General features: G+C 70.6%; 18 protein-coding genes and 1 pseudogene. 10 read left to right on the plus strand and 9 right to left on the minus strand.

What is annotated here, in order from left to right; genetic code table 11:
- Window positions 1-53: 53 nt before the first annotated feature.
- From cobF to FEK34_RS22170, 3 genes are read left to right on the plus strand one after another with little or no spacing between them, the layout of a single operon-like run.
- Window positions 54-821, plus strand: a complete 768-nt coding sequence (gene cobF / locus FEK34_RS22160) for a precorrin-6A synthase (deacetylating) (RefSeq protein ID WP_138450634.1) — start codon at window positions 54-56, stop codon at window positions 819-821.
- Window positions 822-857: 36 nt separating this feature from the next.
- Window positions 858-1,103 carry a DUF2630 family protein gene (locus tag FEK34_RS22165; RefSeq protein ID WP_036540231.1) on the plus strand — a complete coding sequence of 82 codons (246 nt, stop codon included), beginning with the start codon at window positions 858-860 and terminating at the stop codon, window positions 1,101-1,103.
- Between the two features lie 8 nt (window positions 1,104-1,111).
- Window positions 1,112-2,536, plus strand: a complete 1,425-nt coding sequence (locus FEK34_RS22170; RefSeq protein ID WP_138450636.1) for a dihydrolipoyl dehydrogenase family protein — start codon at window positions 1,112-1,114, stop codon at window positions 2,534-2,536.
- Between the two features lie 302 nt (window positions 2,537-2,838).
- Here FEK34_RS22170 and FEK34_RS22175 read toward each other — a convergent pair whose 3' ends face one another.
- Together FEK34_RS22175 and sigK are read right to left on the minus strand one after the other, a co-directional pair.
- Window positions 2,839-3,849: an anti-sigma factor gene (locus FEK34_RS22175; protein WP_138450638.1), complete on the minus strand. Its 1,011-nt coding sequence runs from the start codon at window positions 3,847-3,849 to the stop codon at window positions 2,839-2,841.
- Entirely contained in the window at window positions 3,849-4,502 is a 654-nt protein-coding gene (gene sigK, locus FEK34_RS22180; RefSeq protein WP_138450640.1) for an ECF RNA polymerase sigma factor SigK, read from the minus strand. Before sigK ends, FEK34_RS22175 begins: the two co-directional genes overlap by 1 nt.
- 208 nt (window positions 4,503-4,710) lie before the next feature.
- Here sigK and FEK34_RS22185 point away from each other — a divergent pair, with 208 nt between their 5' ends.
- Window positions 4,711-6,243 carry a carboxylesterase/lipase family protein gene (locus tag FEK34_RS22185; protein WP_138450642.1) on the plus strand — a complete coding sequence of 511 codons (1,533 nt, stop codon included), beginning with the start codon at window positions 4,711-4,713 and terminating at the stop codon, window positions 6,241-6,243.
- Window positions 6,244-6,247: 4 nt separating this feature from the next.
- Here FEK34_RS22185 and FEK34_RS22190 read toward each other — a convergent pair whose 3' ends face one another.
- Both FEK34_RS22190 and FEK34_RS22195 read right to left on the minus strand, forming a co-directional pair.
- Entirely contained in the window at window positions 6,248-7,114 is an 867-nt protein-coding gene (locus tag FEK34_RS22190; RefSeq protein WP_138450644.1) for an Fpg/Nei family DNA glycosylase, read from the minus strand.
- A 305-nt stretch (window positions 7,115-7,419) separates the two neighbouring features.
- The gene (locus FEK34_RS22195) at window positions 7,420-8,001 is read right to left on the minus strand and encodes a TetR/AcrR family transcriptional regulator (protein WP_138450646.1); all 582 of its coding nucleotides are present in this window, start codon (window positions 7,999-8,001) and stop codon (window positions 7,420-7,422) included.
- 153 nt (window positions 8,002-8,154) lie between these two features.
- Between FEK34_RS22195 and FEK34_RS22200 the strand changes: the two genes are divergently transcribed.
- Window positions 8,155-9,174, plus strand: coding sequence for an aldo/keto reductase (locus tag FEK34_RS22200; protein ID WP_138450648.1), 1,020 nt, complete (start codon window positions 8,155-8,157; stop codon window positions 9,172-9,174).
- A 204-nt stretch (window positions 9,175-9,378) separates the two neighbouring features.
- On the opposite strand, the gene FEK34_RS22205 is transcribed toward FEK34_RS22200, so the two are convergent.
- Window positions 9,379-10,758 carry a PLP-dependent aminotransferase family protein gene (locus tag FEK34_RS22205; protein WP_138450650.1) on the minus strand — a complete coding sequence of 460 codons (1,380 nt, stop codon included), beginning with the start codon at window positions 10,756-10,758 and terminating at the stop codon, window positions 9,379-9,381.
- Between the two features lie 73 nt (window positions 10,759-10,831).
- On the opposite strand from FEK34_RS22205, the gene FEK34_RS22210 reads away from it, so the two are divergent.
- Window positions 10,832-11,515: a pyridoxamine 5'-phosphate oxidase family protein gene (locus FEK34_RS22210; RefSeq protein ID WP_138450652.1), complete on the plus strand. Its 684-nt coding sequence runs from the start codon at window positions 10,832-10,834 to the stop codon at window positions 11,513-11,515.
- Between the two features lie 116 nt (window positions 11,516-11,631).
- Here FEK34_RS22210 and FEK34_RS22215 read toward each other — a convergent pair whose 3' ends face one another.
- The 4 genes from FEK34_RS22215 to FEK34_RS22230 form a co-directional block, all read right to left on the minus strand.
- Window positions 11,632-12,177 (minus strand): potassium channel family protein, encoded by a 546-nt coding sequence (locus FEK34_RS22215; RefSeq protein ID WP_138450654.1) that lies wholly within the window; start codon window positions 12,175-12,177, stop codon window positions 11,632-11,634.
- A gap of 140 nt (window positions 12,178-12,317) precedes the next feature.
- Window positions 12,318-12,989, minus strand: coding sequence for a nucleoside/nucleotide kinase family protein (locus FEK34_RS22220; RefSeq protein WP_138450656.1), 672 nt, complete (start codon window positions 12,987-12,989; stop codon window positions 12,318-12,320).
- Window positions 12,990-13,329: 340 nt separating this feature from the next.
- Complete coding sequence (locus FEK34_RS22225) at window positions 13,330-14,952, minus strand: acyl-CoA dehydrogenase family protein (protein WP_138450658.1); 1,623 nt, start codon at window positions 14,950-14,952, stop codon at window positions 13,330-13,332.
- Window positions 14,939-15,721, minus strand: coding sequence for a TetR/AcrR family transcriptional regulator (locus tag FEK34_RS22230; RefSeq protein ID WP_138450659.1), 783 nt, complete (start codon window positions 15,719-15,721; stop codon window positions 14,939-14,941). Before FEK34_RS22230 ends, FEK34_RS22225 begins: the two co-directional genes overlap by 14 nt.
- Window positions 15,722-15,785: 64 nt before the next feature.
- On the opposite strand from FEK34_RS22230, the gene FEK34_RS22235 reads away from it, so the two are divergent.
- The 4 genes and pseudogenes from FEK34_RS22235 (at window position 15,786) to FEK34_RS22250 (ending at window position 20,126) form a co-directional block, all read left to right on the plus strand.
- The gene (locus FEK34_RS22235) at window positions 15,786-16,547 is read left to right on the plus strand and encodes a crotonase/enoyl-CoA hydratase family protein (protein ID WP_138450661.1); all 762 of its coding nucleotides are present in this window, start codon (window positions 15,786-15,788) and stop codon (window positions 16,545-16,547) included.
- A gap of 4 nt (window positions 16,548-16,551) precedes the next feature.
- Window positions 16,552-18,345: a hypothetical protein gene (locus tag FEK34_RS30475; protein WP_212748805.1), complete on the plus strand. Its 1,794-nt coding sequence runs from the start codon at window positions 16,552-16,554 to the stop codon at window positions 18,343-18,345.
- Between the two features lie 37 nt (window positions 18,346-18,382).
- Window positions 18,383-18,516 (plus strand): annotated as a pseudogene (locus FEK34_RS30950) (DNA polymerase III subunit beta); the annotation flags it as partial.
- 410 nt (window positions 18,517-18,926) lie between these two features.
- The gene (locus FEK34_RS22250) at window positions 18,927-20,126 is read left to right on the plus strand and encodes a Cmx/CmrA family chloramphenicol efflux MFS transporter (RefSeq protein WP_138450663.1); all 1,200 of its coding nucleotides are present in this window, start codon (window positions 18,927-18,929) and stop codon (window positions 20,124-20,126) included.
- Window positions 20,127-20,244 lie beyond the last annotated feature (118 nt).

Raw genomic sequence — 20,244 nt, forward strand, 5'->3', positions numbered from 1 at the left:
CGGCGGCCCCCGGCGGCGTCGGTGCGCTCGACGTCGCCCCATAGGCTCGCCCTATGCGGAAGCTGTACGTGATCGGCATCGGCGCCGGCGACCCGGACCAGGTAACGGTGCAGGCCATCAAGGCCATGCGCGAGGCCGAGGTGTTCTTCGTGATCGGCAAGGGCGCCGAGAAGCAGGAACTGGTGGATGTGCGCACGACCATCCTGGCCGAGCATATGGATCATCCGTACCGGATCGTGGAGATCGCCGATCCGCCCCGGGCGCGCACCCCGATGGACGGCGCCGACTACCGCGAGGTGGTCGCCGACTGGCACGAACGCCGCTCGCTGCTGCTGGAAGACGAGTTCGCGCGGGTCGACGGCGTCGGCGCGATCCTGGTCTGGGGCGACCCATCCCTCTACGACAGCACCCTGCGCATGGTCGAACGCGTGCTCGCCCGCGCGACGATCAGCTTCGACTACGCCGTCATCCCCGGCGTGACCAGCGTGCAAGCCCTGGCCGCCGCGCACCGGACGGTGCTGCATCGCATCGGCGAACCGGTGCACATCACCACCGGACGCCGCCTGCGCGAGGACGGCCTCGGCCCGGGATCGACGGTCGTCATGCTCGACGGGGACTGCGCGTTCACCGATCTGCCCGGCGACACGCGGATCTGGTGGGGCGCCTACCTCGGCATGCCCGATCAGGTGCTCATCGAGGGATCGGTCGCCGAGGTCGGCGCGCAGATCGCTGAACGCAGACAGCGGCTGCGCGCCGACAAGGGCTGGATCATGGACACCTACCTGCTGCGCGCACCGGAGCCGACCGGCGACGTCGAATAACCCTGATCAGCGGCCCGGGTCCGTAGAGTGGGCACTATGACCGAACAGGACATCCTGGGGCGTATCAAGGAATTGGTCGAGCAGGAGCACAAGCTGCGGTCGCAGGCCACGAGCGGCGAGCTGGATCCGAAATCGGAACGGCAGCGTCTGGCCGAACTCGAAGTGATGCTCGATCAGTGCTGGGATCTGCTGCGGCAGCGCCGCGCCCGCATCGACGCGGGTGAATCACCGGACACGACGCAGGTGAGCTCGCCGAGGCAGGTCGAGGGCTACCTCCAGTAGGCGCCCCCGTGCAGACCACCGAATTCGACGTCATCGTCATCGGCGGCGGACCGGCGGGGGAGAACGCCGCCTCCTACGCCATCGCCGGGAGCGAACGCACCGCCGCGATCGTCGAACGCGAACTCGTCGGCGGCGAATGCTCCTATTGGGCGTGCATCCCGAGTAAGGCGCTGCTGCGACCGGGGCATGTGCTCGGCGGCGCCCGCGCCATGCCGGGCGTGCGCGCCGACGGACTCGATGCGGCCGCGGTGCTGCGGCGCCGCGACGCATTCGTGCACAACCACGACGACTCCTCGCAGGCGGACTGGGCACACGACAACGGCATCGAAGTGGTGCGCGGCGCGGGCAAGCTGGCGGGTGAGCGGCTGGTGGAGGTCGGCGGACGCACGCTTCGTGCGCGTCAGGCGGTGGTGCTGGCCACCGGCACCAGGGCCAACATTCCCGATGTGCCGGGCCTGCGGGCCGCGCGGCCGTGGACCTCGCGCGATGTCACCAATCTGGCCGAGGTGCCGCGCCGGGTGCTGATCGTCGGCGGTGGGGTGGTGGCCTGCGAGGCCGCCACCTGGCTGGCCGCGCTCGGCTCCGTGGTGACCATGGTGGTGCGCGGTGGGTCGCTGCTGGGGCGGGTCGAGCCGTTCGCCCGCGAACGGATCGCCGAGGCGTTGTCCGAGCGCGGGGTCCGGATCCGTTTCGGCACCGAGCCGGTGCGGGTGAGGCGCCCGCAGGTCGGTGACACCGGCGAGGGGTGGATCCACGGCGGTCCGGTGACGGTCACCGTGCGCGACCGCACCGGCGAAACCGACCTCGAAGCCGACGAGATCGTGGTGGCGGCCGGTCGCGCGCCTTCCACCGACGACCTCGGGCTGGAATCGGTCGGGCTCGCGCCCGGCTACGTCGAGGTCGACGACCAGCTGACCGTGCCCGGCCTGCCCTGGCTCTACGCCGTCGGCGATGTGAACCATCGCGTCGCGCTCACCCACATGGGCAAGTATCAGGCCCGGATCTGCGGTGACGTCATCGCAGCCCGAGCCGAGGGCAGAACCCTGAACGGCGCGCGCTACGCCGCCACCGCCGACCACGCCCAGGTACCACAGGTCGTCTACACCGATCCGGAACTGGCCTCGGTCGGGCTCACCGAAGAGGCCGCGCGCACAGCCGGCCACGCGGTCGACACCGTCGAACTCGATATCGCCGTCGCCGGATCGGCACTGGCCCGCGACGACTACGCGGGCCGGGCGAAGCTGGTGATCGACACCGCCGCCGACGCCCTGCTCGGCGCCACCTTCGTCGGCCCCGAAGTCGGCGAACAATTGCATGCCGCGACGATCGCGGTGGTCGGCCGCGTCCCGCTGGACACCCTGTGGCATGCGGTCCCGGCGTTCCCCGCGGTCAGCGAATTCTGGTTGCGGCTGTTGGAGGCCTGGCGTTCCTGAGCGGGCGGTAATCGCCCAGCGCGTCGGGACAGCGGCGTTCCACGCAGCGCAGCGGCCGGATCGCGCGCGGCGACCGATGGTCATCGTGGCCGGGGCCTCCACCACATCACGATCGGCGCCACATCCCGCTGTCGCGTCCTGGACGCCGCGGCCATCGAGGGCCCGGCCGCGCGCGATCAGGCGGTCTCAGATCGGCCGCGTGGTGATCGGATCGGCGGATCGGTCGCCGGCGGCGCCCAGGATTGCCGAGCTCCATGGCGGGTGCCGCGGCACATCGCGGGCGCTGGTGCGGGCAGCTCGCGTCAGGACAGCGGGAGTGCGGCGATCGGGTCCGTGGTGGGGCCCGGTGAGCCACCTGCGGGTTCCACGGTCATCGCGAGCTGATCGGAGGCCGCGAATTCGGTGACGTAGGGCGCACCGGGAGTGGGCAGGTCGGTCAGCACGCCGGCCGAGCGGGGCACACCCTCGGGGCCGATCAACCACAGCTGATGGGCGTGGCCCGCCGGGGGCGGGGGCACGGCGTCGAAGGTGATCGCGACGGCGTCCAGCTCGTCGGAGATATGGGCGATGAGGGTGCCGCCGGTGCTGACCGGGCCGGTCACCGTGCGGGCATCGGGTTGTTGCAGCACCTGGTCGGCGGTCACCATGCGGGCGGGCGCCTGCTCCGAGGTGCGCTGACCGAGCACGGCGGCACCGATCGCGACGACGGCGGCGACCGCGGCGGCAGCGGCGACCCAGCGCACGAGCTTGCGCTTACGGGTGCGGGCGGCGGCGAGTTCGTCGGCGGCGGGCCGATCTGTGCCATCGGCACCGGCCGCGCCGGACGAAGGCGGCTCAACCGCGGCAGGGCCTGTGCGGCTGGGGTGACCGAGGTGGGTGCGGTCGGTGCGCGAGGGCTCGCCCGGTTCGCCGCCGCCGGAGCGCTGGCGCAGGCCGGTGCCTGCGGGCTCGCCGAGTTCGCCGTCGCGGCTGCGCTCGTGCGGATCGGTGCCTGCGGGCGCACTGAGCCGGTCGGCGTCGGAGACCGCGGCCGGGTCGTGACCAGCGGCACCGCGTTCGGCGATCGCCTCCAGGATTCGCCCCTCAAGCTCCTGCGGCGGTGCCTGCGCGTCGAGCACCGACAGGGCGCCCATCGCCTCGCGCACCTGGCGCACGATCTCGTCGAAGGCTCGCCGGATGTCCGGGTCGCAGGCCCGCAGCCGGTGTTCGATGCTCGCGCGTTCGGCGTCGGAGACGGCGTCGAGGGCGTAGGGGTGGGCGAGATCGAGTAGGTCGTGGTCGTCGGGATGCTCGGGTGGGGGCGCGTCGGTCATCAGTGCGAAACTCCGGTCAGGCAGTCCTGGAGGCGCTTCAACCCGTCCCGGATGCGGCTTTTGACGGTCGGCAATGGTGAGGCGAGGTGGTCGGCTACCTCCCGGTAGGTGCGGCCACTGTAGTAGGCCAGGGCGACGGCTTCACGCTGCGTGGACGTCAGCGTGTCGAGGCAGTCGCGCACAGCCTGTTCGTCCATCCGCTGCCCGACAGTTTCGGCGACGATGTCGTGATCGCGGCCGAGGTGGGCGTGCCCGTACACGATCTCGCGCCCGGCTGCGGAACTCTCGCTGCGCACCCGGTCCACCGCGCGCCGGTGAGTGATCATCATCAGCCAGCCGATCGGGCTCGACAGCGCCGGATCGTAGCGTTCGGCCGACGACCACACCTGGAGGAAGACCTCCTGGGTGGTCTCCTCGGCCGCCGCCGGACTGCGCAGCACCCGCAGCGCGAGCCCGAACACGCGCGGGCTGGTCTCGCGATAGAAATGCGTGAAGGCTTCCTGGTCACCGGCCGCGGTGGACTTCAGCAGACCGTCGAGCCTGCGGCGGACCTCGCCGTTCCCCTGCCGGACCGGGCAGGCCGCCCGCTCACCGGCCAGGTGATCGGGGACGACGGGGCCGATGAACGGGAGGGGACCCGTATCTCTGGTCATGATCGTCTCCTCGCCCGCATGGCAGGGAGTTCGCGGTGGGCGGATGGCGGGATGGGCGCGAACGCGGGAATGTGGCCTGAGCCACGTTCGTGGCTTCGTCGGAGCACGGGTTCAGTCTTGCGCACGGTCGCGGATCCGGTGGGTGATTCGCCTGCGAATTTCGGTTTACTTCTGTTGGCCGCGCGCCAGTTGTCGTTACCATCGGTCAATGGTCGCGTCGATTGATGTCACGACCGCGGACGGCGTCGTCCGTGGTCACCGTGGCCGCCGGGTGATTCGCTGGCGGTCGATTCCCTATGCGGCGGCGCCGGTGGGTGAGCTGCGCTTCCGGGCTCCGCGTCCGGTGCGGCCGTGGACCGGGGTCCGCCAGGCCACCGAGTTCGCCAACGCCGCCATGCAGCACCGCACCGGTGCCCAGATCGGGGCTCGGCGCTACCAGCCGACCAGTGAGGACGCGCTGACGCTCAACGTCACCGCGCCGGTCTCGCGTGGCAGCACACCGCTGCCGGTCATGGTCTTCATCCACGGCGGCGGCTACATGTTCGGCACCTCGGCGCTGAGCCTCTACTCCGGTGCGCGGCTGGCGGTGGGCGGCGAGGTGATCGTGGTATCGCTGAACTACCGGCTCGGCGTGTTCGGTTACGCCGATTTCGGCGAGTTCGGCACCGACGAGCGGCCGTTCGACTCCAATCTGGGCCTGCGCGATCAGATCGCCGCGCTGGAGTGGGTGCGCACCAATATCACGGCCTTCGGCGGCGATCCGGGCAATGTGACGATCTTCGGTGAATCGGCGGGCGCGCACGCGGTGCTCAGCCTGCTCGCCACCCCGTCCGCGGCGGGGCTGTTCCACCAGGCCATCGCGCAGAGCCCGCCCGCCGACTGGGCATTGACCGCCGACGACGCGCGGCTGATCGCCCGCCGCTGTGTGGAAGCGCTCGGCGCGACACCGGACACCGCGCAGCGGGTGCTGTCCGAAGCCGACGCCTACGACATCCATCGCGCCTTCGGGCGGGCGATGCGGGCGTCGTTGCAGGAGCGGCCCGGGTTCTTCGCCGCCGCGCCCGTCGTCGACGGGACGTTGCTGCCGCAGGCGCCGATCGACGCCATCGCCGACGGCAACGCCCACCGCGTGCCGCTGATCATCGGCACCTGCAACAACGAGGGCACTCTGTTCGCGAAGTTCGCCGACTACGCGCTGCCGACCACACCGCAGCGGCTGCGGGCCGCCGTCGGCGACGCCGAGATCGAGGCCCGCGTACGCGCCGCCTACCCCGGTTATCCCGCGCCGAAGGCGGCCATCCGGGCGGGCGGCGATTTCGTGTTCTGGCGGCCGTCGATCGAGGTGATGGCCGGGCACAGCAGGCACGCGCCGACCTACGCCTACCGCTACGACTACGCGCCGCGCGCGCTGCGGCTGGCCGGGATCGGCGCCACCCACGCCACCGATCTCATCCCGGTGTTCGGCGTGGCCGACACCCCCTTCGGCCGGGCGCTCACCGCGGCCGGCGGGCGACGCGGCCTGGTGTCGGTGACCAGGCAGTTCCAGGACAATTGGCTGCGTTTCGCGCATACCGGCGCGCCGCTGCCGTCCTGGCCCGCCTACACCGAGAGCCGTCGCAGCACCTTGATCATCGACGCGCCGAGCCGGGTCGAACACGATCCGGAGCGGGCGCGGCGGTTGGCGTGGGAGGGCGTGCGGATGCCGAGGCTGGTGCAGCAGCGCGAAGTCGATCTCGGATAGGCGGCTATTTGAGCAGGCGCGACATGCGCCGGTCGGCGAGAATCTTGCCGCCGGTCTGGCAGGTGGGGCAGTACTGGAAGGACCGCTCGGCGAACGACACCTCGCGCACCGTGTCCCCGCAGACCGGACATGGCAGGCCGGTGCGGGCGTGTACCCGCATGCCCGAACGCTTTTCGCCCTTGAGCCTGGCCGCGTCCTGCCCCACGGAGCGTTGCACGGCATCCAGCAGAACCGTGCGCATGGCCTCGTACAGTTCCGACACCTTGTCCGGCGACAGTGATTTCGCGGTGGCGAACGGCGAAATGCGGGCGGTGTGCAGGATTTCGTCGGAGTAGGCATTGCCGATGCCGGCCAGCAGTGACTGTTCGACCAGTGCGGTCTTGATCCGTTGCGTGCTGTCGGCGAGGATCGCGGCGAACTGGTCTTCGGTGACCTCGAGCGCGTCGGGGCCGAGCCGGCTGATGCCCGGCACCTGGTGTGGATCCTCGACGACGTAGACCGCGAGCCGCTTCTTGGTGCCTGCCTCGGTGAGGTCGAAGGCGGGGGTCGCGCCCTCGGGGGTGAAGAAATGCACCCGCAGCGCCAGCGGACCCTTGCCCGGTTTGGGCGGGGTGGTGCTCGGATTGTCGGTCCAGCGCAGCCATCCGCCGCGTGAGAGATGGGTGATCAGCCAGATGCCGCTGCACTCCAGGCCGAGGAATTTGCCCCACCGGCCCGCACCGGTGACGTCGCGGCCGGACAGTGCCGTCACCGGCGGATCGAAGGTCTTGACCGCGCTCAACGCCGCGACGTCCACGCGCCCGACCACCGCGCCGACCGCGTGTTCTCGCAGGAACTGCGCCAGCGCCTCCACTTCCGGTAGTTCGGGCACGCGTTTCAGATTACCTGCGGGCACCGACAGATCCGGGTGTCGAGGGGGCGGTTCGCCGGGGTCGAAGGTGCGAGCCGGTCCGGCACCGGGCGCGAATCGTGGCCGACTACGGCATGCATCCGGGGGTGTTCTCGCGCTGGATAACATGAACCGAGTTCCGCTTAGCTGGAGTTGGCGCGCAATGTGTGGGTCTGTGCCATTCGGCCTGATCGCGCGCATTGCCTGCTGAATTGGCTCCGATGAGGCGTCCTGGCCGAACAGTGGATAGTGGTCCGTCGGGTCTGCCGCGTGGCGGAGGCGGGCGGCTAGCTACGGCGCAGGCCCGCGATGAGCAGCCCGACCAGCCTGCGTGCGTCATAGCGGGGGTTGCCGCCCGCGCCGATGCACAGGTTGCCCACGCCGCGCATCAGTTCGTAGGCCTCGATGTCGCGGGTGATCTCGCCGGCGTCGGCGGCGGCATCGAGTAGCTGCGCGCATACGGGAACGAGGCGGTCGAGGAAGTAGGCGTGCAGCGTCTCGAACGCGGCGTCGTCGGACTGGAGGGCCTCGGCCAGGCCGTGCTTGGTGACCAGGAAGTCCACGAACAGGTTGATCCACCGCGCCAACGCCGCGTGAGGTGAGGTGACGGCGGCCAGCAGGGCGGGGCCCGCCTCCGCGCAGGCCTCGACCTGATGGCGGTAGACCGCGACGATCAGGTCGGCACGGGTGGGGAAGTGGCGGTAGATCGTGCCGACCCCTACGCCGGCCCTGGCGGCGATATCGCGCACGGGGACGTCGACGCCGGAAGCGACGAAGGCCGCGGCGGCGGCGTCGAGCAGGGTCTGCTCGTTGCGCCGGGCATCTGCCCGCTTGCGCGGGGTCTGCGAATCGCTGGCGGTTTCGCGCACGCCGCCGCTCCCTTCGTCGGTTCCGGTTGGCAACCGGAACGTTGTTCCGTATCGTTGATATCGGAACGTCGTTCCGCTTGTTCCAGGATGCCAGAGCGGGCGAGTCGACTCCACCCGCGCACCGGTTCACGGTGCAATTCGAGAGGAATACGCATGCAGTACCGCAGCTTGGGCCGCACCGGCGTACAGGTCAGCACGCTGGCGCTGGGCGCGATGAACTTCGGCAGTATCGGCCGCACGAGCCAGGACGAGGCCACCGCGATGGTCGATGCCGCACTCGACGCCGGAATCAATCTCATCGACACCGCGGACATGTACGGCCGCGGCGAATCGGAGGAAATGGTCGGCCGCGCCATCGCGGGCCGCCGCGACGACATCGTGCTGGCCACCAAGGCCGGAATGCCGATGGACGATGACCGCAACCATCGCGGCAGTTCCCGCCGATGGCTGGTCCAGGCGCTCGATGACAGCCTGCGCCGGCTGGGCGTCGACCACGTCGACCTCTATCAGGTCCACCGCTGGGACCCGAGCGCCAGCGACGAGGAAACCCTCTCGGCACTGACCGATCTCCAGCGCGCCGGGAAGATCCGCTACTTCGGTTCCTCGACGTTCCCCGCCTACCGCATCGTCGAGGGGCAGTGGGCGGCCCGCGAGCACCGGCTGGGCCGCTACGTCACCGAACAGCCTGCCTATTCGATCCTGCAACGCGGCGCCGAGGCCCACGTCCTGCCGGTGACCGAACAGTACGGGCTCGGGGTGCTGGTATGGAGCCCGCTGGCCTCGGGGTGGCTGTCGGGTGCGATCCGCGCGGGACGCGAGATCACCACCAGTCGTTCGACGTTCATGCCGGACCGTTACGACCTCGCCGTCCCCGCCAACAAGGCCAAGATGGACGCAGTCGAACAACTGGCCGCTCTCTCCGAGGAGTCCGGCCTGACCATGATCCAGCTGGCGCTCGGCTTCGTCACCGCGCACCCTGCGGTGACCACGGCCTTGATCGGCCCGCGCACCATGGACCACCTGCGCTCCCAGCTCGCCGCCGCCGACACGGCGCTCACCGCCGATGTGCTCGACGCCATCGATGCGATCGTCGCACCGGGCGTCGACCTGGCCCCGCACGAAAAACACGACGCCACGCCCGCCCTGCTCGATCCGGGGTTGCGGCGCCGCTGATCGAGTCGGCGTGGTGCCCCCGGCAAGAGGCGACGGCATGTTGCCGGCCGGCTCGATGCCGGGCTGCGACGTGGCCGAGCGCGGGTCGATGGCGCGGGGTCCAGCCCGTCGGGTCGCGGGATGTTGTAGCCGACACGCATCCGAGCGGGCGCGGTCCATCTGGCAAGTGCGGCGGCTCGGGACGAGCACGGCGCTGGGAGGCGCTCATGTGCCGGCACGGGCGAGGCATTCGGCAGCGATCGGGACCGCGGTGGCGAGTCCGTCGTTCGACAGCGCCGAATAGCCCAGGGCCACACCGAAGGTGCGCGCCTGGCCGACGTGGTGGCGGGCGAGCGCGTCGAGGGCGACCCCACGGCGGGCGGCTTCGGCGACGGCGCGTTGCTCGGCTTCAGCGCTGGGCAGCGGGATCACCAGGTGCGAGCCCGCATCGTCGCCGCGAACGGTCAGCCCGCGACGGGCGAGTTCGGCGACGACGAACGCCCGCCGCGGCGGCATCACACGGCGGAGCCTGCGCAGATGCCGGGCGAGGTCGCCGTGTGCGGCGAGTTCGGCCAGGACCAGCTGGCCGGCCGGGCTCGGTGTGCTGCCGATCTGTTCGCGGTAGGTGAGCACGGCGTCGGCGATCTCGGGTGCGGCGACCAGCCAGCCGGCGCCGAGGGTGGGGGACAGGATCTTGCTGGTCGTGCCGAGATGGATGACCACGTCGGGTGCCATCGCTGCCAGCAAAGGCAACGGGGCTGTGTCGTAACGCAATTCGCCGTCGTAATCGTCTTCGATGAGCAGGACGTCGTTGGCGCGGGCGTAATCGACCAGCTGTACCCGGCGGCGCGCCGTCATCCGCCCGCCGAGTGGGAACTGATGTGCCGGAGTGCAATACACGGCCTTGACGCCAGGTGGTAGCTCCTCGACCCGCAGGCCCTCGCCGTCCACCGGCACCGGCAGTACCTGGACGCCCGCCGCCCGAAACGCTCCGACGGCACGCTGATACCCCGGATCTTCCATGGCGACGCTGTCGCCCGGGCGCAAGACGGCACAAGCGATCTCGTTCACCGCCGCACTCGCCCCCGCGGTCGCGAGGATCGCGGTCGGGCCGGCGGCGCTCAACCCGCGATGACGCAGCAGATGATCGGTGATCGCCGTGAGATACCGCGGCTCGCCCGCGCGTTCCTTGCGGATCACCGGTTCATGGTCTGCGGCCGCACGCCAGGCCCGGCGCCATGCGGCGCGGCCGATCGCGGTGACGCACGGCGCGCCCGGGCGCAGATCGAGGAGTGCGGAGGTATCGGTGGGCGCGGCGAGCCCGGCGGTGTCGTGTCGTGCGGGTGCCGGCGCGGCGGTGAGGTAGGTGCCCGATCCGCGTCGGCCGGTGAGCCAGCCTTCGGCATGCAGCTGGTCGTAGGCGGCGGCGACCACGGTCCGGCTGACGGCGAGCTGAGCGGCCAGCGACCGCGAGGACGGCAGCCGGTCACCGCCGCGCAAGACCCCGGAGGTCGCCGCCCGCCGCAGCCCGTCGGCCAGCTGCACCGATAGCGGCGCGGCGCCGCTGCGATCGAGGTCGAGCAGCTCGGCGATCGGCTCGGTCACGGCGCAATTGGCCTTTCAAAGTTGTCCAGAATTGGCTATACCAGGATGCCACTATCGACGGCACGGTATACCCATGACCGAACACGCACTACTCCGGCCACCCCTGTCGCCGACCCCGCGCAGCACGCCCACCCGGCTGAAGGATCGCGCCCGCAAGGACCGCGCCGAGCTGGATGCCGTGCTCGACGCGGGCCTCATCTGCCACCTCGGCGTGCTTCTCGGCGGCACTCCCGTCGTGCTGCCCACCGCTTACGGCCGCGATGGAAACCTGCTCTACCTGCACGGATCTACCGGTGCGGGCAACTTGCGGGCCGCGCTGGAACACGACGTCTCGGTGGCCGTCACCTTGGTGGACGGTGTCGTATACGCCCGCTCGGCGATGCATTTCTCGATGAACTACCGGTCGGCCGTAGTGCTCGGCCGAGCCGTCGAGGTCACCGACCCGCAGCAGCGGTTGCACGGCTTGCGCGTGATCGTCGACCATGCGGCGCCGGGTTCCTGGGAGCGCGTGCGGAGGCCGAACAAGAAGGAGCTCGCCGCGACCGCCGTGCTCGCACTCGAACTCACCGAGGCGTCGGTGAAAACGCGGGCGGGAGGACCGAACGACGACGCGGACGATATCGCCGCCGGCGGTGTGTGGGCGGGCGTGCTGCCGACCCGTCAGGTGTGGGGCTCGCCGGTGTCCGCGCCCGACCTCGATCCCGGTGTCTCGGTGCCGTCCTCGGTATCCCAGCGCACCGCCCGCCAATCCGGCTGAGCGAAGCCGAGTCCGGCCAAGGCGGCGCTGACTTCTTCCGGTGCGGCGGGCGCGACACCGTGCGCGCTCACCGCCGCGATCTGTTCGTACTCGGCGGAATCGGTCATGGCACCAGGTTAATTCGCGTCTCCGCCCGACGCCTGCCGTGCCTCCAGCCGGCGAGTGATGCTTGTGGTCAGCACCGCCACCACGGTGCCGATGACGACCAGGTCGAACAGCATCTGCACGGTGCTCGCGGCGCGGGCGATCTGGCCGACGGCATGGATGTCTCCGTAGCCGACGGTGGCCAGGGTCGACACCGTGTAGTACAGCGCGTCGGTACGGGTGTCGAGGCCCTCGAACTGGCCCGGATTGCGTTGTTCGAGCACGTAGTAGAAGAGCGCGAAGAACATCACGACCACCGACACCAGCAGCAGCAGGCCGTCGATGCGCCGAGTGGTGTCGTGCATGGCGGCGATGTATTGCGAGATGCGCCGGTATCCGAGCCAGCACAATCCGATGACGCCAGCGCCGAAGGCGAGCAGGGTGAGGACCCGGCCGGGCCAATCGTCGGCGAAGTCGTAGCCGACGGGAACGAAGTAGAACAGCAGCAGCGCGCACACGACCGTGGCGATATTGCGTAAGGCGTGTGCTCGCTTGGAGGGCCGTGCGGTCGCCGTCATCGGTCCATGATCGGCCGAGTGGGTGCGCCGGGTGGTGATACACGCCAAGCGTTGGCGAATTGCGACCGGTTGCGCGGGCCGTCGTCACTGCTGTAGTCGGGATGCTGATCGTCCGGGAGGCGCGTCCGTGGCGCTGCCACTCAATAGATGAAGTAGTGCGAGTCGCGTTCGTGCAGCACAAGATCGGCGCGGTGGGCGGTGCTCTCCACCAGGTCGGCGTTGGTCATGTCGCTGTTGTGCACTTTGGCCCGCGCGGCGGACTCATCGCGTCCGCCGCGCAGGTGACGGTGCAGCAGCCGTTCGACGCGGGTCCGCCGGTCGGCGGTCAGATACCAGCATTCGTCCAGCCGGGGGCGCACCTTCGACCATGGGCCGTCGTCCAGCAGCAGGTAGTTGCCTTCGGTGATGATGATTCGCTGACCGGTGACGATGATGCCGCCGGGGGTGGGTTCGTCGGTGGTGCGGTCGAAGGTCGGCCATGGCACCGGCTCGCCGATCGGGGTGTGCCGCAATCGGTTCAGGCCGTCGACGAATCCGGTGACGTCGAAGGTGTCGGGTTCGCCCTTGCCCGCCAGTCGCCCGAGGGCGCGCAGGTGCGCATTGGGCAGGTGGTAGCCGTCCATCGGCGCGAGCTCGGCGACGTTCGACCCGGCCGCGGCGTCGACGGCTGTGCGCAACGCCGCCGCCAGCGTCGACTTACCGGCGCCGGGCGGGCCCGCGATGCCGAGCAGGTAGCGGTCCGCGCAGTCTCCGGCCCGGTCCAGCACCCGCTCGGCCAGCGCGTCGACCGTTGTCTCGAGCTCCTCCGTCACCGCGGTGACAGTACTCGCGCGGTCGGGCGCGGCCGGGGTCCGCGGCGGCGGAGTCGGCCGTCGCGCACCGAGGCCCAAGCGCGACTGCCCCGGCCCAGACCGGATTCAAGCGTCGAGGGTCAGATCGTTGACACCGAGCAGCTCGCCGGTGCGCCGCTGCCTGATCCACAGGGTGTAGCGCTCGACACCCCAGGCGATCGGAGCCTGTCGTGGGCAAGGTCGAGGTACTCGGCGCGACCTCCTCCGCGACCGGCTCGGCCCCGAACGAAAGGGCCCGCTGCGGACGAAACCGAGCCCCGCACTCCGCGCGATCGAACACCGCGACGAGCAGGAGGTGGTGTCAGGCGACGAACGCTCGCTCGATGATGGCGGCGGTGTCGACGCCGGTGGGCAGGGTGCCGAATGCGATGCCCCAGTCGTCGCCGAGCCGGGTGGCGCAGAAGGCGTCGGCGACGGCGGAGTGGCCGTGCCGCACCAGTTGCGCTCCCTGGAGGACCAGCGCCATCAGCTCGACGACGCGGCGGGCGCGGTATTCGATATCGCTGAGGTCGGACAGTTCCTTGCCGACGCGGTCGATGGCGTCGTCCAGGCGCGGGTTCTCTCCACGGGCCAAATTCACCTCGTTGAAGTAGGCCTCGACCGTTTCCGGCTGGCGACCCATCGCGCGCAGGGCATCGAGCGCGGCGACATTGCCCGAACCTTCCCAGATCGACATCAGCGGCGCCTCCCGGTACAGCCGCGGCATCCCGGACTCCTCGGCATAACCGTTGCCGCCGAAGCATTCCAGCGCTTCCGCGGCATGCGAGGGTGCGCGCTTGCACACCCAGTACTTGGTGACGGCCAGCGCGATCCGTCGCAGCGCGGCTTCGGCCGGATCGCTGCTCGCACGGTCGGTGGCGCCCGCCAGACGCATCATGACGGTGGTGGCCGCATCGGATTCGATCACCAGATCGGCCAGCACGTTCGCCATCGCGGGCTGATCGATGAGCTTGGCGCCGAACGCTTCCCGATGGCGCGCGTGATGGACGGCGAAGACCGCGCCGACGCGCATCCCGGTGGCCGAACCGATCACGCAGTCGAGCCTGGTCATGTTCACCATCTCGATGATGGTCTTGACGCCCGCGCCCTCCGGGCCGACCAGCCAGCCGGTGGCGTTCTCGTATTCGATTTCGGAGGAGGCGTTGGACTTGTTGCCCAGCTTGTCCTTGAGCCGCTGGATGCGGATCGGATTGCGGGTGCCGTCGGGCAGCACTCGCGGCAGCAGGAAACACGAGAGTCCGCCGGGCGCCTGCGCCAGGGTGAGGAACATGTCCGACATCGGTGCGGAGGTGAACCACTTGTGCCCGACGATGCGGTAGGAGCCGTCCGGCTGCGGGGTGGCGGTGGTGGTGTTCGCGCGGACGTCGGAGCCGCCCTGCTTCTCCGTCATCGACATGCCCGCGATGAGACCGGCCTTGGTGGACGGCTCCCGTAGCCCGAAATCGTAAGTGCGCGAACCCAATAGCGGTTCGTATTTCGCGGAGAGCTCTGGGTTGTTGCGCAGCGCCGGGACGACGGCGTACGTCATCGAGATCGGGCACATGTGGCCCGCCTCGGCCGAGCCCCAGGTGTAGAACTTCGCCGCGCGCGCGGTGTGTGCGCCGGGACGTTCGTCGAGCCACGGCGCGCCGTGCAGGCCGTGCGAGACCGCGACGTTCATCAGCTCGTGCCAGTACGGATGGAACTCGACCTCGTCGATGCGGTGGCCGTAACGGTCGTGGGTGTGCAGCACCGGCGGGTTCTCATTGGCCAGGCGGCCCCACTCCTGGGCGCGCGCTCCACCGGCCAGCGCACCCAGCTCACGCACTTCGGCCTCGGCCCAGCCCGCGCCCTCCCGGTGCAGGCCTTCGATCAGCGCCGGATTGCGGGAGAAGTCGAACGGGACGATCGGCGGGACCTGGTTGAAGACTTCATGCGTCTGCATCGTGCGCTCCTGGGAGGTTTACCGCGGGCATCGGCATGGTCGCCATGCCATCGGTGAGGGCGGGATCGTGGACGGACGGCTGCGTGCCGGGCGCGGGGCCGAAGACGGGCAGCTCGGCGGTGGGTGCCGTGGTGGAGACGACTGTGGACGGCCAGCTGATATCCGAGCGCGGACCGCGGCGGACGCCGAGGGCGCGTAGGGCGAAGGACACCAGCTCGGGCACGACCGATTCGGTGTGCGGTGCGTGGGCGAGTGGCCCGACCAGCACCTCGCCGATGGCGCCGACCATGGCGGCGGAGCTGATGCGGGCGTCCTGGGGCGGCAGCTCGCCGCGAGCGACGCCGTCGGCCACCGCGGATTCGAAGGTCTCGGCGAAGGCGCGCCGGAAGCGCAGGCGTTCGGCGTCGACCGCCGGGTCGACGGGTTCGGCGAGCAGGACATAGGCGAGTTTCGGATTCTTGAGCGCGCGCACGGCGAACGTCTCGACGGCCGCGCTGACCCGCTGCGCGGCGTCACCGCCGGAACCGGCCGCCGCGACGGCCTCGACCTCGCGGGTGACCACTTTGCGGAACACGCCCGTGACGAGATCGGCCTTGCCCTCGAAGTGTTTGTAGACCGTTCCGGTGGCCACGCCGGCCTCGGCGGCGACGGCGGCCATGGACAGGCCGGCGAAACCATCACGGGACAGCACCCTGGTCGCGGCCTGCACGATCAGTGCGGCCTGGGCGTCGAGCCTGGCCTGTACGGCGGGGGTTCTGCGGTACACCACGCAAGAAGTGAAGCACGAATTCACTTCTTCACACAAGGGGGTGTCAGGCCGTATGGTCGGTCAGATGAGCGTCAGAGTCGAACACGCCGGCCCGGTCACCACGGTGATCCTGCACCGGCCGCAGGCACGCAATGCCGTCGACGGGCCGACCGCGCGGGCGCTGGCCGACGCCTTCCGCGCCTTCGACGCCGATCCGGACGCCGCCGTCGCGGTGCTGTGGGGCGAGGGCGGCACCTTCTGCGCGGGCGCGGACCTGAAAGCCATGGGCGGGGAGAACTCCAACCAGGTCACCGAGGACGGCGACGGGCCCATGGGACCCACCCGGATGCGCTTGTCCAAACCGGTGATCGCCGCGGTCTCCGGCTATGCCGTGGCGGGCGGGCTCGAGCTCGCGCTGTGGTGCGATCTGCGGATCGCCGAGCAGGACAGCACCTTCGGCGTGTTCTGCCGCCGCTGGGGTGTGCCGCTGATCGACGGCGGCACGGTCCGGCTGCCGCGCATCGTCGGTACGGGCCGCGCGATGGACATGGTGCTCACCGGCCGCCCGGTCAGCGCGCCGGAAGCCTTGCAGATGGGCCTGGTCAGCCGTGTGGTGCCGACCGGCGAGGCCCGCAGGGTGGCCGAGGAGATCGCCGGTCAGCTCGCCGCGCTGCCGCAGACCTGCCTGCGGTCGGACCGGATGTCGCTGCTGGAGCAGGACGGTCTCGAGGAAGACGCCGCCCTGCGCAACGAATTCCGCCACGGTATGGGCGCACTCATGGACGGCGCTCTCGACGGCGCGGCCCGGTTCGCCGCCGGCGCGGGCCGCCACGGCGAATTCCGATGACGCGATGACCAGGCGCGGGAGCGACCCGACGCGGCTCACCGTCGTCGACGAGATCTTCCTGCGCACCCACCGCGGCCTCGGCACCCCCATCGCCCTGCAAGGGTTGTGGCGCACCGGCGACCGAGTCGAGCCGGAGTTGCTGGAGGATCTGCACGCGCGACTGCGCCGTGGCCCACTCGGCCGTCGCGTAGTTCGTCCGCGGGTGCCGGGTGCCCGCCGGTCCTGGCAGCCGACGGTACGCGCGCATCCGCTGGACCAACGCGATGAGATCGCCGTGACCGAAGTCCTCGAATGGGCCGACAACCTCGGCGCCGACCTGGACCCGGAGTACGCGCCGGGCTGGCGATTGTCCTCGGCTCCGTTGGACGACGGCGGCACCGTCATCGCCCTGACCTGCTCCCACGTCCTGGCCGACGCACGAGGTCTGATCATCGCCGTCGACGCGGCCCTGACCGCCGGCGCATATTCCGGTGCGTCCTCCCGCGCCCGAGCGCTGACCGGGCACAAGTCACCCGGCGCCGCCCTCTCGATTGCCGCCGGCCCACCGGCCGTGACCGGACATTCGCATATCTCGGAGCTGACTGCCGCACCGCAATCCGACTGGAACGATGCATGGAAACAACTCGTCACCGTACTCGGTGGCACCGCCGCGGCCCTCGGTTCCGCGCTGAGGCGGTCGTCGTTGCGAATGCGCACCGCGATCGCGGCCGGGCACCGTGCGCCCAAGTCTTGTGGTGCGGCGTTGGAGACCGCGATCGCGGGCGGCTCGGCGGCAGGCGAAGACAACTCGGCAAGGGAAGCCGGCTCACCAGGCGATGACAACTCAGCGGTCACTGACGGCAGCGGCCGCGGTATCGACATCCGTGCCGACTCCGCCCGTGCCGACTCCGCCCGTGCCGACTCCGCCGATGCCGCCCGAGCCGCCGGGCCGCCGCATTCACCGGCAGCCGACGGGACGACCGATCTCGCGCGTGCCGACCGCGGTCATGACGGGCCTGGCGCACCTCGTCCGCCTGCCCTCACCGGCCGCGGACATGCGCGAGCCGAGTGGGCGCGGCCGCCGGAACACGGTCGGATAGGGGAGAAGTCGGCACTGTCGTTCGACGTGGACACCGACCATCCAGCGACCGTCGACGACCCGCGCAGCACCAGGATGCCGACCGTCGGCGCCGTGCTGTGCTGCCCCGCCGCCGACTGGCATCGCGCCGCTGCCACCTCCGCGGGCACCGGCAACAGCTTGTTCGTCTGGTTCGTCGCGAACATGCTGTGGGCCAGTGGCTTTCCTGGCGCGACGATCGAGGCCGCGCTGCCGGTCGACACCCGGGACGAACCGCGTGTCGACAACGATCTGGCGATGACCGCGATCACGATCACCCGGGCCGATTCGCCCGGAATCATCCGCGCCGAAGCCCGCGCCGCCTACGAGCGCCGGATGACCAGCCCCGCCGGGCTGCCCGAGGAAACCTTGCAGCTGGTCCCGGATCGCTTGGCCTACGCCATGTCCCGTGGGGCGGGCGAACGCGACATCCTCTGCTCCAATATCGGCACCCTGCCCCCGAGCCTGCACAGCTTCGGCCCGCACGAATGCACCGCCATCGCCGCCCGCGCCATCCACCCAGGCCTGACCTTCGCCCGCCGCCCACGCACCCGGCTGTCGGGATACCTGTCCCGGGACCGCGACACCTACACACTCGCCGTGGTGAGCCTCGCCCCTGAACTCATCGCGGATTCGGCGGCGCTGTACAGGTTGGCCCAGGACACGGCCCGCCCCCTCGGTCTCGAGCTGCGCACCTGGTAGCCGACATCCCTCAATCAGCGGCGCGGAGACCTCGGTCATACCGGTGCTCGGCGGCGCGCTGCTGATGGCCGACGAAGACGGGCTCACGGTCTCCGGCTTCGACTACGAGGTCTCCGCCCAGGCGGGGTTGCGGCCGAGGTCGCCAGCCAGGTGCTCGTTTCCGAACGCCTGCCGGTGTGCCGTGCTCGGTGTCGGTGTCGAGGACCGCGCGAGCTACGGCCGAACCCGGCACCGCCTTCCGCTGTCATCCAGACTGGCGCACGCATGACCTACGCGCCCCACGCCGCGGATGACGATGCCGAGACATTCCCGCTCGAGCCGACCGAGAAATCCGTCGCAAAGCCCCGGCACGCCCTGCTACCGTCTCCGCCGTGATGTCCCCGGAGGCCTCCAGACGCTAGCCATCTGGCCGATCTGTCAGGTGGCGTCGTGGTGAACCGACAGGCGGTGACGACTCGAACGTCACCGGTGTCGGGTGTGCCCGCAGAGCGCCGTCGAGATCAGGCCGGCTACCTACCCGCGTAGTCCTTTCCGTCGGTGAACCCCGACGGATCCGGTCATCACACTCACGGAGTCTTCTCGTGCCCCTTGTCGTATTCGTCCTGGCCGCAGCGGTATTCGCCCAGGGCACCTCGGAATTCATGCTGTCCGGTCTCCTCGAACCCTTGGCCGCCGATCTCGGTGTGCCCATCGGTTCGGCCGGGCTGCTGACCTCACTGTTCGCGGTGGGGATGGTCATCGGCGCGCCGGTGATGGCGGCGACTGCCCGCCGCTGGCCGGTCCGGTATTCGCTGGCGGGCTTTCTCGCGCTGTTTCTCGGCGCCCACATCGTCGGCGCGCTGACCACGGATTTCGGTGTGCTGCTCGGAACAAGGCTGGTGGCGGCGGTGGCGAACGCCGGGTTCCTGGCCGTCGCACTGGCCGCCCTGCCCGCGCTGGTGGGCGCGGATCGCGTCGGCCGGGCCACCTCGCTCATCCTGTCCGGCGTCACCCTGGCCTGCATCGCCGGTGTTCCGGCGGGTGCCGCGCTGGGACGGATGTTCGGCTGGCAGTCGGCGTTCTGGGCGATAGTGCTGACCGGTGCGCCTATCCTCGCCGCGACCTGGTTGCTGGTGCCCGGGCAGCCGGAGCGCCCCGAGCCGGCCGAGCGACCGCGTGTGCGCGGTGAACTGCGGGCTCTCGGAGGGCCCGCGGTATGGCTGGTCATGGTGCTCGGCGCCCTGGTGAACGCGGCGACCTTCGCGGGCTTCACCTACCTCGCCGTGGTCGCCACCGATATCGGTGGCGCGGGCCAGGCATGGGTGCCGGTGGTGCTTGCCCTGTTCGGCATCGGCTCGTTCGCGGGCGTGAACGCCGCAGGCCGTTACGCGGACCGGCATTCGGGCGTCATGATCGCGGCGGGCGTCGCCGTGCTGCCGCTGATCTGGATCGTCACCGCGCTCACCGCTCGACTGTTGCCCGCGCTGCTGTGCATGACGGTGCTCGCCGGCGCGGCGTCCTTCGCTGTCGGATCCACCCTGATCGGGCGCATCGTCACCGCGGCGGCCCCGGTCGCGCCGCTGCTCAACGGTGCCTTCGCGACCACCGCGTTCAATATCGGGGCCGCGGGCGGGCCCGCCGTGGCCGGCGCTGTCATCGGCCTCAGCGGATCGGTCGTGGCGGCGTTGTGGACGAGTGCGGGGCTGGCGGTTGTGGCTGCGGTCCTCACCGCCCTGGCGCGCCCGCGACCTGCCGCGAGTGCGGCGGTGGACGCGCAACCCGAAACCACACCGACGGCCTGAGCCGGCGCGGCGCGCGCTCGGGCACGCGTCCCGGGCGCGGTGCCGGTCTGTGGCCGTGAGGGGCGCGCAACCCGACGTCACACCGGTACTCCGAGCTGGAGCAGCGCCGGCTCGCACG

The sequence above is a fragment of the Nocardia cyriacigeorgica genome, assembly GCF_005863245.1.
Classification (GTDB): Bacteria; Actinomycetota; Actinomycetes; order Mycobacteriales; family Mycobacteriaceae; genus Nocardia; species Nocardia cyriacigeorgica_C.